The 15,212-nt window shown below is 58.2% G+C and carries 17 protein-coding genes; 4 read left to right on the forward strand and 13 right to left on the reverse strand.

Features of this window, described 5'->3' with window-relative positions:
* Positions 1 to 135: 135 nt before the first annotated feature.
* Both ACJ8PL_RS05215 and ACJ8PL_RS05220 read right to left on the reverse strand, forming a co-directional pair.
* Positions 136 to 420 carry a YciI family protein gene (locus tag ACJ8PL_RS05215; protein ID WP_016928212.1) on the reverse strand — a complete coding sequence of 95 codons (285 nt, stop codon included), beginning with the start codon at positions 418 to 420 and terminating at the stop codon, positions 136 to 138.
* A gap of 102 nt (positions 421 to 522) precedes the next feature.
* On the reverse strand, positions 523 to 1,443 hold the full coding sequence (locus tag ACJ8PL_RS05220) for a Kdo(2)-lipid IV(A) acyltransferase (RefSeq protein WP_015377426.1): 921 nt from the start codon (positions 1,441 to 1,443) through the stop codon (positions 523 to 525).
* 261 nt (positions 1,444 to 1,704) lie between these two features.
* Here ACJ8PL_RS05220 and ACJ8PL_RS05225 point away from each other — a divergent pair, with 261 nt between their 5' ends.
* Complete coding sequence (locus ACJ8PL_RS05225) at positions 1,705 to 1,863, forward strand: histidine kinase (protein WP_261105402.1); 159 nt, start codon at positions 1,705 to 1,707, stop codon at positions 1,861 to 1,863.
* 119 nt (positions 1,864 to 1,982) lie between these two features.
* Entirely contained in the window at positions 1,983 to 3,050 is a 1,068-nt protein-coding gene (trhO, locus tag ACJ8PL_RS05230; protein WP_016928209.1) for an oxygen-dependent tRNA uridine(34) hydroxylase TrhO, read from the forward strand.
* 43 nt (positions 3,051 to 3,093) lie between these two features.
* Here the strand turns inward: trhO and ACJ8PL_RS05235 are convergent, their stop codons facing one another.
* Positions 3,094 to 3,672, reverse strand: coding sequence for a YceI family protein (locus ACJ8PL_RS05235; RefSeq protein WP_016928208.1), 579 nt, complete (start codon positions 3,670 to 3,672; stop codon positions 3,094 to 3,096).
* Between the two features lie 23 nt (positions 3,673 to 3,695).
* On the reverse strand, positions 3,696 to 4,250 hold the full coding sequence (locus ACJ8PL_RS05240) for a cytochrome b (protein ID WP_016928207.1): 555 nt from the start codon (positions 4,248 to 4,250) through the stop codon (positions 3,696 to 3,698).
* A 442-nt stretch (positions 4,251 to 4,692) separates the two neighbouring features.
* On the opposite strand from ACJ8PL_RS05240, the gene ACJ8PL_RS05245 reads away from it, so the two are divergent.
* A complete protein-coding gene (locus ACJ8PL_RS05245) occupies positions 4,693 to 5,751 on the forward strand; it encodes an AI-2E family transporter (protein WP_089191506.1) in 1,059 nt (352 codons plus the stop codon).
* Here the strand turns inward: ACJ8PL_RS05245 and ACJ8PL_RS05250 are convergent.
* The 8 genes from ACJ8PL_RS05250 to pyrC form a co-directional block, all read right to left on the reverse strand.
* Positions 5,699 to 6,703, reverse strand: coding sequence for a zinc-dependent alcohol dehydrogenase family protein (locus tag ACJ8PL_RS05250; protein WP_442530883.1), 1,005 nt, complete (start codon positions 6,701 to 6,703; stop codon positions 5,699 to 5,701). The two genes, ACJ8PL_RS05245 and ACJ8PL_RS05250, sit on opposite strands and share 53 nt — an antisense overlap.
* A gap of 3 nt (positions 6,704 to 6,706) precedes the next feature.
* Positions 6,707 to 6,823 carry a DUF2770 family protein gene (locus tag ACJ8PL_RS05255; protein WP_004927822.1) on the reverse strand — a complete coding sequence of 39 codons (117 nt, stop codon included), beginning with the start codon at positions 6,821 to 6,823 and terminating at the stop codon, positions 6,707 to 6,709.
* A 122-nt stretch (positions 6,824 to 6,945) separates the two neighbouring features.
* A complete protein-coding gene (locus ACJ8PL_RS05260) occupies positions 6,946 to 7,572 on the reverse strand; it encodes a LuxR C-terminal-related transcriptional regulator (protein WP_028128019.1) in 627 nt (208 codons plus the stop codon).
* 216 nt (positions 7,573 to 7,788) lie between these two features.
* On the reverse strand, positions 7,789 to 8,904 hold the full coding sequence (gene solA / locus ACJ8PL_RS05265; protein WP_028128020.1) for an N-methyl-L-tryptophan oxidase: 1,116 nt from the start codon (positions 8,902 to 8,904) through the stop codon (positions 7,789 to 7,791).
* Between the two features lie 139 nt (positions 8,905 to 9,043).
* Positions 9,044 to 9,298: a biofilm formation regulator BssS gene (bssS, locus tag ACJ8PL_RS05270; protein ID WP_004927812.1), complete on the reverse strand. Its 255-nt coding sequence runs from the start codon at positions 9,296 to 9,298 to the stop codon at positions 9,044 to 9,046.
* Positions 9,299 to 9,499: 201 nt separating this feature from the next.
* The gene (locus tag ACJ8PL_RS05275) at positions 9,500 to 9,778 is read right to left on the reverse strand and encodes a hypothetical protein (RefSeq protein ID WP_004927809.1); all 279 of its coding nucleotides are present in this window, start codon (positions 9,776 to 9,778) and stop codon (positions 9,500 to 9,502) included.
* 130 nt (positions 9,779 to 9,908) lie between these two features.
* Positions 9,909 to 10,148 carry a DNA damage-inducible protein I gene (gene dinI, locus ACJ8PL_RS05280; RefSeq protein WP_015377444.1) on the reverse strand — a complete coding sequence of 80 codons (240 nt, stop codon included), beginning with the start codon at positions 10,146 to 10,148 and terminating at the stop codon, positions 9,909 to 9,911.
* 75 nt (positions 10,149 to 10,223) lie between these two features.
* Complete coding sequence (gene pyrC / locus ACJ8PL_RS05285) at positions 10,224 to 11,270, reverse strand: dihydroorotase (RefSeq protein WP_033640751.1); 1,047 nt, start codon at positions 11,268 to 11,270, stop codon at positions 10,224 to 10,226.
* Positions 11,271 to 11,483: 213 nt separating this feature from the next.
* On the opposite strand from pyrC, the gene ACJ8PL_RS05290 reads away from it, so the two are divergent.
* A complete protein-coding gene (locus ACJ8PL_RS05290) occupies positions 11,484 to 11,771 on the forward strand; it encodes a putative quinol monooxygenase (protein WP_015377446.1) in 288 nt (95 codons plus the stop codon).
* Positions 11,772 to 11,831: 60 nt separating this feature from the next.
* On the opposite strand, the gene rne is transcribed toward ACJ8PL_RS05290, so the two are convergent.
* Positions 11,832 to 15,203: a ribonuclease E gene (rne, locus tag ACJ8PL_RS05295; RefSeq protein WP_079451365.1), complete on the reverse strand. Its 3,372-nt coding sequence runs from the start codon at positions 15,201 to 15,203 to the stop codon at positions 11,832 to 11,834.
* Positions 15,204 to 15,212: the final 9 nt, after the last annotated feature.

Below are 15,212 nucleotides of genomic sequence, written 5' to 3' on the forward strand. Positions count from 1 at the left end.
GTTAGCCTGGTAAGTATGCGCCGCAAGCGCGGCGACGGCAAATGAGGGGACAAAGATTGGGCGAAAAATGAAATAAAGTTTTAAAAATGACGTTTAAACCTTATTCCGCGCTTGGCGCGCGGAATTTACAGCGTTTTATAAGCCGGCCAGCGCCTCGAAACCGGCAGCGGTGGTGGTGGCGCTAAAGTCGGTGACCTCGTAGTGGGCCACGGCGTTGAACGGATCTTCGGCCAGGATGGCGTCCAGTTGCGCACGCTCAATGCCTTTGGCCAGGATCACGCCGCCGGTGCGGGGATTCTTGCGGCCGGAAGCGACGAAGGTGCCGTCCTGAAAATATTTCTTAAGCCAGGCGATGTGCCCGTCAAGGTGGCTGTCGACGTCGGCGATCGGGCGATGGTAGGTCAGGCTGACAATGTACATAGCGGCTCCAGGGGGTGGCGGCAAAGGCATTACCATCCCACCCTCGCCGGCGATTCTCAAGAGGCACGCAATAAAAAACCCGCCGGCGGCGGGTTGGTTTTATCAGTAAAGCGAAGGTTCGCCTTCCGGGCGGGTCTTGAAGCGGCGATGCAGCCACATGTATTGATCCGGCGCCATCAGGATCTCTTTTTCCACCACTTTGTTCATGAAGGCGGCGGCGTCGAGTTCATTATCCAGCGGGAAGTTTTCCACCGCCGGCTGCATGATCAGCTCATACCCTTTGCCGTCCGGCAGGCGGCGCGGGGTGAACGGAATGATCGCCGGTTTACCCATTCGCACCAGCACATAGCTGCCGGTGGTGGTGGCGGCTTTGTCCACTGCGAACAGCGGCACGAAAACGCTGCTGCGCGGGCCGTAGTCGTGATCCGGCGCATACCAGATGATATCGCCCTGTTTCAGGGCGCGGATCATGCCTTTGACGTCCTTGCGATCCAGCATCGACTTGTTGGAACGCATGCGCCCCCAGGTTTGCAGCCAGTCCATCAGCTTGTTGTCGTGCGGGCGGTAAACGCCGATGCCCGGGTTGTGAATGCCGAAGATGCGGGCGCCCAGCTCCAGCGTCAAAAAGTGCAGGCCAATCAGCAGCACGCCCTGCTGGTTGTCGCGCGCTTTTTGGATATGCTCCAGGCCGCTGACCTTGAACCAGCGCTCGATGCGCCAGTTGGGCCAGAACCACGCCATGCCGGTTTCAAACAGCCCCATGCCGACCGATTCGAAATTCTTTACCACCAGCGCATCGCGTTCGGCCTGCGGCATGTCGGGAAAACAGAGCTCGAGGTTGCGCTGGGCGATAGCGACGCGCCGCTTGAGAAAGCGCATGGAAAATCGCCCAATCGAGGTGCCGAGCCAGTAGATGACGGGGTAAGGCAGCAACACCAGCAGATACAGCAAGCCGATGCCGACCCAGGTCAGCCAGTAGCGCGGGTGCAATAAGGAGCGATTGAAAGTAGGAACTTGAGTCATGGGTTCTCTGTTTGAATACGGTTGTTTAAGTGTAATGACAGCGTCATCGCACGGTCTGGCAGCCGGGTGAACTCGGCGGCAAGGTTCGTTTCTGCCGTTTGTTTGCGACTATTGTGGCATTTTTCTGGCGATCCGGGAAAACACAACGCATTAAAATCCCTTTTGGGGCGTTAAATATGCATCGAATGCCGAATTTTTCCACAATCTTTCCTGCCAAAGATAATGGCGATATTATTGTCGGTAATTATTCAGAGGGTAAATATGTTGGCACCATGGATCAGTGCGGGGCTGCTGGTGTTGGGCGCGGCGGTCGGCAGCGTCGGCGTACATTTGCAGATGAACGCGATATTGGCGCTTGCCGGCGTGATGATGGCGCTCGGTATGGTGGCTTCCGCGTTTACCGAAGGCGGCGGACGCTGAACGGGGCGCTTGCGCCAGGGCTGCGCGGCGGCGGTTTTTCGGGTATGATGTGCGCCGCGCGCGGGCCTGCTGGCTGCGCGCGGTAATCAGTCACCTCCCGAAAGACAGGAAAGTACACCATGCCAGTGTTACATAACCGAATTTCTAATGAGGAACTGAAGGCGCGCATGCTGGCGGAAACCGAGCCGCGCACCACAGTTTCTTTTTACAAATACTTCTCCATCGACGATCCCAAGGCGTTTCGCGACAGCCTGTACATTCAGTTCGAAAAACTGAAGGTGTTCGGCCGCATCTACGTGGCGAAAGAGGGCATCAACGCGCAGATCAGCGTGCCGCAGCATCACTTCGACGCGTTCAAAGCCGCGCTGTTCGCCTCGCACCCGGCGTTGGATCAGGTCCGCCTGAATATCGCGCTGGAAGACGACGGCAAATCCTTCTGGGTGCTGCGCCTCAAGGTGCGTGAGCGCATCGTGGCCGACGGCATCGATGACGAGAGCTTCGATCCGAGCAACGTCGGCGAGTATCTGCAGGCCGAGCGCGTCAATCAGATGATCGACGATCCGAATACGGTATTTGTCGATATGCGCAACCACTATGAGTACGAAGTCGGCCACTTCGAAAATGCCATCGAGGTGCCGTCGGATACCTTCCGCGATCAGCTGCCGATGGCGGTGGAGATGCTGCAGGACAGCAAAGACAAGAATATCGTCATGTACTGCACCGGCGGCATTCGCTGTGAAAAAGCCAGCGCCTATATGCTGCACAACGGCTTTAAAAACATCTACCACGTGGAAGGCGGGATTATCGAGTACACCCGCAAAGCGAAAGAACAGGGGTTGCCGCTGAAGTTTATCGGCAAAAACTTCGTGTTCGATGAGCGCATGGGCGAGCGCATCTCTGACGATGTGATCGCCAACTGCCACCAGTGCGGCGCGCCGTGCGATACCCATACCAACTGCAAGAACGACGGCTGCCATCTGCTGTTCATTCAGTGCCCGAGCTGCGCCGCCAAGTTTGAAGGATGCTGCAGCGAGATTTGCCGCGAAGAGCTGAAGCTGCCGCGCGAAGAGCAGCGCGCGCGCCGTGCAGGCCGCGAAAATGGCGTCAAGATCTTCAATAAGTCGAAAGGCTTGCTGCAGACCACGATGCACATTCCGGCACCGGAAGAAGAAGGCCCAGCCCGCTGAGCCTGAGGAAATGAGAAGCCCGGCCGCCAAGCCGGGCTTTTTTTTATTTCTCGCGCACGCCTTCTACGGAGATGATCAGCTCAACGTCTTGCGACGCCGGGCCCAGATCGGTGGTAATGCCGAAATCTTTCAGCTTGATCTTGCCGTTGGCTTCAAAGCCGGCGCGGTAGCCGCCCCACGGATCGTTGCCCTGGCCAATCAGTTTGGCGTCCAGCGTGACGGGCTTGGTCACGCCGTTCAGCGTCAGGTTGCCGACCACCGCATAACCGTCGCCGCTTTTCTTCACTTCTGTGGATTCAAACTTGGCCTGTTTGTTCTTCTCCACGTTGAGGAACTCGGCGCTGCGCAGGTGCTTGTCGCGCTCGGCGTGGTTGGTGTCGACGCTGGCGGTATTGATGGTCACGTTAACCTTGTCCTTGGACGGATCTTTCTCGTCGAAGGTGAAGCCGCCGTCGAAGTCTTTAAAGCTGCCGTACAGCCAGCTGTAGCCCAGGTGCTGGATGCGGAACTCGATAAAGGCGTGCTGGCCCTGTTTGTCGATCTTGTAGTCCGCCGCCAGTGCGGAACCGGCGCTCAGCAGCAGGGCGCCTGCGGTCAGGCCCAATACGGTCTTTTTCAACATAGCAATCTCCATAAATCCAAAGGTTAATCGGCGCTGCTACCCAGCATCCGTTTCAAAGTGACATCACGATCGATAAAGTGATGTTTAAGCGCGGCCAGCCCGTGCAGTACCGAAAGCACTACCACGGCCCAGGCCAGGTAAAGGTGTATGGCGCCGGCGGTGTCGGCCTGTTCCGCCATGCCGGTGACGGTGGCGGGCACGTCGAACCAGCCGAATACGCTGATCGGTTGGCCGTCGGCGGTGGAGATCAGATAGCCGCTGATCAGAATGCCGAACAGCACGGCATACAGCGCCAGATGCGCGAGAATAGCGCTGACGCGAGTGAGGCGGCCATAGCTGGCCAGAGGTTTGGGCGGCGGCGAGACAAAGCGCCAGACCACGCGGATCACCATCACGATGAACAGCAGCGTGCCGATGCTTTTGTGGATCTCCGGCGCCTGATGGTACCAGACGTCGTAATAGCCCAGCGTGACCATCCACAGGCCAAGTGCGAACATGCCGTACACCGTCAGCGCCACCAGCCAGTGGATCAACACTGACACATGGCCGAAACGATCGGCGGTATTTTTCCAGAGCATCCTGTTTCCTTCGATTACCGATTGGCTGGCTGCAATAATTAAACTTTAGGAAACATAAAATCAATAATAAATTTAACTATGTTACTTCTTAGAAATATTAGTCAGTGAATTTGTTTGAGATGTTCGGGATTCATCAGATAAATCGTTGAAGATGATATTATTTCCCTCACGGGGCGGTTGTGCTAGTTGTTGAAAATTAGGCTTATTATTTATTAATGTCAGCTTTTGTCATTTTACGTAAATCGTCCATGAGTTGCTCGGTGGAATTATTTGTTGGCAAACGTTATGCCTATTTCTTGCGGCAAAGAGCAGGGCGGAAAGATTAATTTTTTCGAACGGTTAGGCGAAATCCTCTGCGGCGTGACGGTGGATTTTGCTACCATTAGCGCCAAGAGTCGGCTCTTGGTGGCCGGTTAACCCAGTGAAATAACAAGGAAACGTCATGGGCCGAACCCGCGTGACCGACAGCAGCCTGCGTCTGGCCGTCCTGCTGGCGATGTTGGTGATCATTTTGGCCGGGGTGAAAGCCGCCGCTGACATCGTGGTGCCGTTTTTGCTGGCGGTATTTCTCGCCATGGTGTTGAACCCGCTGGTGGCGATGCTGGAACGCAAGCGGGTGCCGCGTATCGTCGGGGTGACGCTGCTGGTGACGGCGGTGATCGTGGTCGTGATGCTGTTTATCGGCATGCTGGGCGCTTCGCTCAATGAGTTCGCCCGCTCGCTGCCGCAGTACCGCGGCATGATGATCGAGAAGTTGCGCGAGCTGCAGCATTACGCCGATCGCTTCAATATCAGCCTCTCCAGCGAAGCGATGCTGCAGTATGTCGATCCGAGCGCGGCGATGAATTTGGTCACCCGCATGCTGGGGCACCTGTCTGGCGCCATGACCAACGTCTTCCTGCTGCTGATGACCGTGGTGTTTATGCTGTTTGAAGTGCAGCTGCTGCCGTATAAGCTGCAGCAGGCGCTGGATAAGCCGAACGAGGGGCTCGCCGCGATGCGGCGGGCGTTGGACGGCGTGACGCGCTATCTGGTGATTAAAACCATCATCAGCCTGGCCACCGGGGTGATCGTCTGGATCTTCCTGGCGGCGGTCGGCGTGCGCTTCGCTTTTATCTGGGGGCTGCTGGCGTTTCTGCTCAACTACATTCCCAACATTGGCTCGGTATTGGCCGCCATTCCGCCGCTGATTCAGGCGCTGTTGTTCAACGGGCTGGGCGATGCTCTGGTGGTGGCGGGCGGTTTTATCGCTGTCAACATGGTGATCGGTAATATCCTCGAACCACGGGTGATGGGGCGCGGGCTGGGGCTGTCGACGCTGGTGGTGTTCCTGTCGCTGATCTTTTGGGGCTGGCTGCTCGGCCCGGTGGGCATGTTGCTGTCGGTGCCGCTGACGATCGTGGCGCGCATCGCGCTGGAGACTACCGAGGGCGGCTATCGGCTGGCGGTTATCCTGGGGGACGGCCGCCCGCCGCGTCAGCCTCCGGCGGCGCCGGAGTGAGGAAGATCTTGCCGTTCACACCGGGCTGCGTGGCGTGCTGCAGCGCCGTTGCGTACTGATGCAAAGGATAAATCGCGGCGGGTGGGCGCAAAGCCAGCTGGCCGCGCCGCAGCAGCTGGAATAGCTGATAAAACGCCATCTGCCACTGCGCCGGCGCCGCCTGTGCGTTCCATTTGCGCAGGTGGAACAGCGAAGCGCGCAGCTTTAACTCGTCCACCACGCGCCGCCAGTCTACCTGGCGGCCGCTCAGCAGGCCCAGCGCCACAAAATCGCCGCCGGAGCGCACCGCCCGCGCCAATTGCAATCCGTCTTCCCCACCGATGCAGTCGATGGCCGCACGGGCGCCAAAATTCGTCATTTCCACCAGCTGAGGTGCTTCGATAACGCGCCAGGCGCCGGCGGCCAGTAACGCCTGGCGATGAGCGGCGTTGCGCACCACGACCGCCAGACGAATGCCGCGCAGCGCCGTCAGCTGCGCCAGCAGCAGGCTGACAGCGGAGCCGCCGCCGTTGATCAGCAGTACGTCGCCGGCGTTGAGCGGCAGCCATTGCGTCAACAGCACCCAGCAGGTGAGCGGGTTGATATAGATTTGCGCTGCGCAGGCGTCGTCAATGTCATCCGGCACCCAGACCACCCGAGCCTCAGGCAGCGTGACGAAGGTTTGCCAACTGCCGTCACCCGCTACCGCCAGCGCGCGTCGGTCCGTTGAATGCCCATTCTGCGGATTGACGATGACGCCCACGCCTTCATATCCCGGCACCTGCGGCAGGGCGATGCGGTGCGCGTATTGGCCGTGGATCGGGATCAGATCGGAAGGGTTGATCGGGGCATAGCGCATCTGCAATAACTGCTGTCCGGGGCGCAGCAGCGGTCTGCTCATCTGCTGCAATTCCAGCACCTGGGCGGGATCGCCGAAGCGGCTGAAGCTCAATCGGGGAAATAACGGCGGCATGGATTACATGACGAAGAAGAAATAGACATCCAACGCCAGCAGCACCAGCCACAGGCAAAGGTAAAGCACCAGGTGCTCACGCACATTGTTGACGATAGCCGCCAGTATTCGGTTTAACATTTCAGCCGCCTGAAGAGAAGGATCCTTGATTATAGTCCTTTTCTCGACGTCTTTTACAGCGCGCCGCGCGTGTGCGCTGGAAGAGCGGCGATAAAAAAGCCTGCGTTATCGCAGGCTTGATGTTATACCGCCAGCAGCGCCAGCGGCGTCGAATTTGTTGGCGTGCTCGGCGGGTAGAAATAGCGCAGCACGTTATACAGCGAGTAGAACTCCAGCCGGTTGCGCGCGTTGATCTTCTCCGTGATGTGACGCTTGTGCACGTACACCGTATGCGAGCTGATCTGCAGCTTTTTCGCGATGCGGTAGTTGGGCATCTCCGCCATCCAATATTTCATTACCGTCAGTTCCTGCGGGCTGAACAGGGAACGCTCTTCGCCGTCATCGGCCAGCGCCAGCGGATTTTCGCGCAGCGTGCGTAAGGTGAGCGGCAGAATGCTTTTATTGAACAGAAAGGCATTATCGGCGATGCGCATTGGCGCTTCGCTGTAAGGGTAAGGCGTATCGAGATAGATAAACAGCAAGGCAGACTGGCTGGCTTCCATAAATGCCAGCAGCTGTGCGTCCGCTTCGTTATAGCGGCATTGGTTGCTGAGGTTCACCAGAATGTGGCTTGGCTGAAAACTGGACAACAGTGGCGTAGCGTACTCAATGCTGTGGCAGCACTTGATCGTCGTAATCCCACTATCAGCAAAGTAGCTGGCTATACCGACCCGGGTGAAGCAGCATTCGTCCACGACAAGTAGTTTCATGGTGACGTCCTTGTTGAAAGCCGATGGAGCATATCTTCTGTAAAATAGGACTTACACTGCAAGTGTTCAATTCGGAAATTCAAATGCTGAATGCAAGAAATTTCCGTTATCAGAATTTTTACTTGGTATTTAAAAGAGTTAGCAGGTTAAGAAATTGTAACCGCCAGATTTCGCTGTCCAGGGCTCGACGGGAACGTGGACAGCGAAATCCTCCGCTCAGCTAAATCGCTTCAGACCAAAGCTGGAGAGGTCAACCGGCGGCGCTTTGTCCTGCGCGAACAGCGCGGCGATCTCGCCCAGAGCGCTGGCGAACTTGAAGCCGTGGCCGCTCAATCCGCTGATGACCATCAGGCGATCGCAATCCGGCAGCGTATCGATAATAAAGTCTTCGTCAGGGCTCATATCATAACTGCAGGCTTCGCCGTGTAAACATACGCCTACACCCGGCAAAAATTGCCGCAGGAAGGAGAAAACTTCCGTGCCGTCGCTGGCGTAGCTGCCGAAGGGCTTGCGCTGCTCGGGGGCATCCATCGGCTGGCCGCCGTCGTGTTTGCCCACTTTCAGGCCATCGTTATCCGCCGGGAAACCGTAATAGTGCGTGCCGTCCTGCGCTTCGACGGTAAAGGCCGGGAAGCGATTGTTCACGCTGTAGCGGCCGTCCGCCTGATGCCAGGAGAATACCTTGCGCAATGGCGCGATCGGCAGCTGCGGCAACAGCGCCTTCACCCAGGTGCCTGCGGTGACCACCGCTTTTCGCGCCGTGAAACGCCCTTCGTCGGTGACGACCTCAACGCCGCCATCAATGGGGTTCACCGCGCTGACCGGGCAGTTGAACAGCTGGCTGCAGCCGGCCTCTTTCGCCAGTTTGATCAGGCTGGCAACCGCCAGTTCGGAGCGCAGGAAGCCGGCGTCCGGCTCGAAGACACCGACATAACCTTCCGGCGCGCGGAATTCCGGCCAGCGTTGAGCGATCTGTTCGGCGCTGAGGGTTTGCGCATTAAGGCGAAACTTTTGCGCGCTCTGCTGAGCATTGCGAATGAATTCGGAGTGCTGCGGCCCCAGGTTGAGCACGCCGCACGACTGGAACAGTTCTTCACCGGATTGTTGAATCAGCGCATTCCACAGCGCCTGTGCGCGCAGCACCAGCGGCACGTACTTTTCACCTTCGCCGTAAGCGTGACGAATGATGCGGGTATCGCCGTGATGGCTGCCGTTGCGGTGTGGAGGAATGGCGCTGTCGATCATCAGCGCTTTCAAGCCGGCCCGGGTAGCGTAATACCCTGCCGCCGCGCCGACTGAACCGCTGCCCACCACAATCAAATCATATTCCACGTGCCCACCCTCTCTGATAGCGATTTCTTATCGCCCCATGATAAAAGGTTGGCGAGCGCAATGCACTGATTGAACGGCGAAAGGCGAAGAAAAGGCGCCGGGATCGATCACGGCGCCTTAGGGGTTAGGGGACGATGTATCAATGTTTTCTGCGATCAAGATCCTGGTAATCCGTAGCTTCAATCTTGGCGATGCCGGCCTCTAAGATATTGATTAATTGACGGGCGACATCTGTAGTGAGCCAAAGCGTTCGGTCTACTTGGGCTTCTTCGGGCGTTTGGTCTAGTGAAGACAGGTAATGAAGGCGTATCATCATGGCGTCGTAAACGTCGACAGTACTGATATCCCAACCGACAAGCGGGTGCGTCTGAATTACTTCATCATTTCTGTCCATAAAGACCCCTTATTGAGTAGTAACTACCGTGAGTGACTAACGAGGATCAATGCGGCTCATCATCATGAGAGCAATTACAGTATACGCATCCGCTTTCATCGGTGGAGGGGGTTGTCACCGAAATTTGCAAAATAAATATTTATTTGAACAATTATTCTACAAATTTGTATGTGCAGCAGTGGATGAGTCAAGCGCAGCGCGTTATTCCGCGTCGGCAGGTGGCGATGCGCCGTGCAGACATTTTTCCAGCTCTTCGGCCAAATGGGCGAAATGCTTTTGCGTTTCGGCATCACGATTCTGGCTGTGCGATTCCAGCTTCAGGCTGTGGATCAGCCGTTGGTTGGCTTTGTCATCCAGGCTGAAGGCCAGATAAGAGAAAGCCACTTCCAGTACGTTCAAGCGCCTTTTCTGATCGGCAATCAGCGCCAGCAGTTCGCCAAACGTCATTGCGTCTTCGGATTTCACCTTGTCCGGGGCCATGCTTACTCCTTTGCGTTAAATACAGCGCTGAGGCAGATTTTGTTTCAGAGTAAGGGTAAGCGATGAATGGGCAGGGCGCCAGAAACAAAAAAGCCGGAGAGCGACCCCCGGCAAAAACAGCATTGCAGTGTTATTCTGCGCTAAACCATTCGTCTGCGCTTTCCCAGGTTTCCTGAAGGATTTCCTCGATCAGATCCCGGTCGGTTTTGGCGCCCCCCAGCACGGAGAGCCCGTTGGCGCCGGCATAACGTACGTGCACGACGGCGTCTGGAAACTGGCGGTTGACCCGCTTGCCCAGTTCACCGGTCAGCGCCTCAATGGCGCCCGCCGGCAGCGGCCGGGTTTTATCTATAGTGACTTCAACACGCATAATTGCCCCCGAAGCGATTTACTGTTTATTTATACAGTTAACCGAGTGCGGGGGCAAGAGGGCGAAGCAAAAATATCAGTCTTTCAGCGACCAGTTCAGGGTTTCACCCGCCAGGAAGGGGATCACGGATTCATTGCCGAGGGTAATCTCTTCCGGCTGGGTGGTTGGCACGCGCTGCAGTTCGATGAAGTCTTCGTTGAGCGGCAGGCCATAGAAGCGCGGGCCGTTGAGCGAGCAGAAGGCTTCGAAGTGCTCCAGTGCGCCTAGCTGTTCGAAGACCGCTGCGTAAGCCGGGATGGCATTCGGCGCGTTGAAACAGCCGGCGCAACCGCAGCTGGACTCTTTGCGATGCTTGAGGTGCGGCGCGGAGTCGGTGCCAAGGAAGAAGCGATCCGAGCCGCTGGCGACCGCCTGACGCAGCGCTTCCTGGTGGACATTGCGCTTGAGGATCGGCAGGCAGAACAGGTGCGGGCGAATGCCGCCGACCAGCATGTGGTTGCGGTTGAACATCAGGTGCTGCGGCGTGATGGTGGCGCCGAGGAAACGATTGCCTGCCTGCACGTATTGCGCCGCTTCTTTGGTGGTGATGTGCTCGAAGACGATCTTCAGCTCAGGGAACTGTTGGCGAATCGGTTCCATCACCTGCTCGATAAAGCGCGCCTCGCGGTCGAAGATATCGACGGAAGGATCGGTCACTTCGCCGTGGATCAGCAATGGCATGCCGATTTTTTGCATCTGCTCGAACAGCGGGTAAATACCGGTCACGTCGCTGACGCCGTGGCTGGAGTTGGTGGTGGCGTTGGCCGGATACAGCTTGGCGGCAGTAAACACCCCTTGTTCGAAGCCGTTGACCAGTTCACTGGCCGCCAGGGAGTTGGTCAGGTAGCAGGTCATCAGCGGAGTGAAATTGTGACCCTGCGGAACCGCCGCCAGAATGCGATCGCGGTAGGCGCGCGCGGCGGCCACGGTCGTTACGGGCGGAACCAGGTTCGGCATCACGATCGCCCGGCCAAATACCTGGCTGGTATAGGGCACCACCGTTTTCAGCATTTCATCGTCACGCAGGTGGATATGCCAATCGTCTGGGCGGCGGATTTTCAGAACTTGAGGTTGTGCGGTCATCTAGCTAGGCTCCGGCGGTCAAATACGTCTAATGAAAAGCGAATAATGGGTTTATTCACGCCGGGGTGTAAGGATAAGCGGAAAGTGCCGCAGATGCATCTGTTTGTTGGCGACAAGTTGAAATCAATAGCGCGGCGGGCGCATAGTAACCGGGATTTCAACGATGCCGACGCCAATACCGTCGACCTTCATCAAGTGGAAAGGGAGAAAGCAATGGAAGTACGCGTTATCGCCACCCTGCAAGCGAAAGCGGGATTTGAAGCCGCCGTCAGCGAAGCGGTGCACGACATTATCGAGCCGAGCCGCCAGGAGTTGGGCAACCTGCAATATGACTTGCATCGCGATCTGGAAAAACCGGGCGTTTTCGTGTTCTTTGAGCGTTGGGCCAGCAGCGAAGCGCTGGATAAGCATAATGAGACGGCGCATTTTCAGCAGTTCGTCAGCCGGCTTGACGGCAAGTTGGATGTTCTGGACATCAAAAAACTGAAGAAGATCGCCTGAGGACGTTACAGGCAAGAAAAAACCCGCCGATGGCGGGTTTTTTTAAGGTTGCAGATTAACTTATTCGTTAACCGGCTGCGGTTTGGTGGCCGGCGCGGTCGCCTGGCTCACCGCCGAATGGCCGCCTGCGGAGCCTTTGCCTTCAAAGTTGAAGGAAGGGCGCTGCCAGTCGCTGTGCTTGCGTTCTTCCGGCACATAGGCCGGCGCAGGCGCTTTGGTCATCGGCGCAGTGGCGATGTGTTTGTACAGCGCGTCCTGCACGGCTTTCACCGGCGCCGGCTGCTGAGCAACCACTGGCGCAGGGGCTTTTTCCACCGGAGCGGCTTCCACGGCTGCCGCCGCAGGTGCGGCTTCTACTTCTACCATTGGCGTTTCTTCCGCTGGCGTGGCTTCTACCACCGGTGCAGTTTCGACCACAGGTTCGTCTTCCGCTAGCGCAGGTTCAACCACTGGCTCTACAGCTACGGTTTCAGCTACCGGCTCGGCTTCCACTGCAGGGGCAGTCTCTTCCGCTTTCGGCTGTTCAACTGCAACAGTTGCCGGGGCGGTTTCCACCGGCGCCGGGATTTCCTCGGCCGGGATAGCCACGACAGGCGCTACGGCTGCAGCTTCTTCCGTTACGGTAACGGCAGCAGTTTCAACGGCGGCTTCTGGCGCAGGCGGGTTGATGCTGGCCGCCACCTGGGTTTCTTCCACGGCAACGTTGTGCTGTTCAACCGCGGCAGCGACAACCGGTGCCGCAGCCTGTTCTACGGCTTCGGTCTGCACTTCGGCTTCTTCAACCTGAGCGACCGGGTAGCTTACCCAGACTTTGCCCGATGCCATTTCCGGCGAAGCGAACGCGCCCGCCAGCGGCATTGGAGATTGCAGCGGGTAACGTTCATCGCGGTAACGACGGCGGCGCTGGCCACTGACGCGCAGGTGGCGCGGTGAACGGCGGGAACGGCGCGGCATGCCTTCGCCGTTGCCGCGGCTTTCGCCCTGGGCATCGTCTTCCGGCTGTGCGGCAACGGTTTCCGGCAGCAGCTTGACGCTGTCGTCGGCGGTCGGCTGCGCGTCTTCGGCTTTCGCTACCGGCGCTTTCGGCGCCAACAGCTCTTCCGCTGCGCGCTGCAGCTCTTCTTCGGCAGACAGGATACGCACTTTCTGCGTCAGCGTGCGGCGCTGACGGCGCTGCATGTTCTGCTGCTGGCGTTCTTCCTGTTCTTCGTCGGTGCTCTCGACCGCTTCAACGCTTTCCAGCGCTTTCACTTCCTGCTGAGCCTGACGTTTCTCTTCCTGACGGCGACGCTGGCGTTCAGCGCGCTGCTCACGGCGTTGCTGCTGATCTTCGCGCGGCGCTTTAGCGCCTTCTTCTGAAGCGGTTTCCTCCGCTACCGGCGCGTTCTGCTGCTGGTTGCGGCGGTTACGGCGCTGCTCATCGCGGGACTCACGCGATTCACGGCCTTCACGGTTCTCACGCGGTTCACGGTTGTCGCGCTCGCGATTGTCACGGCCTTCACCGCGCTCTTTACGCTCGCCGCGTTCCGGACGATCGCCACGGTCGCTACGCTCACCGCGCTCTTTACGGCCGGTGCCTTGACGGCGCTGACCGCGACGATCCTGACGACGGTTTTCACCGTTGCTTTCCGCCTTCGGCGCTTCGGCTGGTTTGGCTTCTTCGACGGCAGGTTGCTCTTCACCGGCGAACAAGTTCTTCAGACCACCGAACAGGCGACCCAGGAAGCCCGGCTTGGCGGCGGCCGGCGCTGCGGCTTTCGCCTTGGCGGCTGCAGCGGCAGGCTTGGCCACGGCGACGGGTTCTTCAGCCGGCGGCGGCGCATCGGCGGACAGCGAGAAGGAAGCCAGGGCCGGTTGCTCCGGACGCTTGCGCTCCATCGGCGCGTCTTCCAGCGGGCGCTCCATGTCTTCTTCGTGCAGCTTCGGCAGCAGGTAGCTGAGGGTAGAGGTTTCCTCGCCCTTGCGCACGCGCAGCACCGAGTAGTGCGGGGTTTGCATTTCATCGTTCGGCACGATGACGGCTTTCACGCCACCCTGACGTTTTTCGATCGCGCTGACCGATTCGCGCTTTTCGTTCAACAGGTACGAAGCGACCTGAACCGGCACGATAGCGTGAACTTCTTTGGTGTTTTCCTTCAGCGCTTCTTCTTCGATCAGGCGCAGAATGGACAGCGCCAGCGATTCGTTGTCGCGAATGGTGCCGGTGCCGTTACAGCGTGGGCACACGTGATGGCTGGACTCGCCCAGCGACGGGCTGAGGCGCTGACGCGACATTTCCAGCAGGCCGAAGCGGGAGATGCGGCCGATTTGGATGCGCGCGCGGTCTTGGCGCACGGCGTCACGCAGGCGGTTTTCCACTTCGCGCTGATGGCGAACCGGCGTCATGTCGATGAAGTCGATGACGATCAGGCCGCCGAGGTCGCGCAGGCGCAGCTGGCGAGCGATCTCGTCCGCCGCTTCCAGGTTGGTGTTGAACGCCGTCTCTTCGATGTCGCCGCCGCGGGTTGCACGCGCGGAGTTGATGTCGATGGCGGTCAGCGCTTCGGTGCTGTCGATGACGATCGAGCCGCCGGACGGCAGGCGCACTTCGCGCTGGAAGGCGGATTCGATCTGCGATTCGATCTGATAGTGGCTGAACAGAGGAATTTCACCGCTGTACAGTTTGATTTTGCTGCTGAAATCCGGGCGGCCCAGCGCAGCGATGTGCTCTTTGGCCAGATCGAGAATTTTCGGGTTGTCGATCAGGATTTCGCCGATGTCCGGGCGCAGGTAATCGCGGAAGGCGCGCACGATAACGTTGCTTTCCTGGTGGATCAGGAACGGCGCAGAGCGGCCTTCGGCGGCTTTTTTAATCGCTTCCCAGTGCTTCAGGCGGAAGGAGAGATCCCACTGCAGCGCGTCGGCGGATTTGCCTACGCCCGCGGTGCGAACGATCAGGCCCATGCCGTCCGGCAGTTGCAGCGAAGAGAGCGCTTCTTTCAGCTCGGTGCGATCGTCGCCCTCGATGCGGCGAGAAATACCGCCGGCGCGCGGGTTGTTCGGCATCAGCACCAGATAACTGCCCGCCAGACTGATGAAGGTGGTCAAGGCGGCGCCTTTGTTGCCACGTTCTTCTTTGTCTACCTGAACGATGACTTCCTGGCCTTCGCGCAGCACATCTTTGATGTTCGGGCGACCATGGGAAGAGTAATTGCTAGGGAAGTATTCGCGGGCGATTTCTTTAAGGGGGAGGAAACCATGTCGTTCTGCGCCGTAGTCCACGAACGCTGCTTCAAGACTTGGTTCAATGCGGGTGATTTTGCCTTTGTAAATATTCGCTTTTTTCTGCTCATGACCCGGACTTTCAATATCCAAATCATACAGCCGCTGTCCATCTACGAGGGCAACACGCAACTCTTCCTGCTGAGTTGCGTTAATCAACATTCTTTTCATCTTAACTTA

Origin of the sequence: Serratia sp. CY83965 (assembly GCF_052166375.1) — a bacterium.
GTDB lineage: Bacteria > Pseudomonadota > Gammaproteobacteria > Enterobacterales > Enterobacteriaceae > Serratia > Serratia marcescens.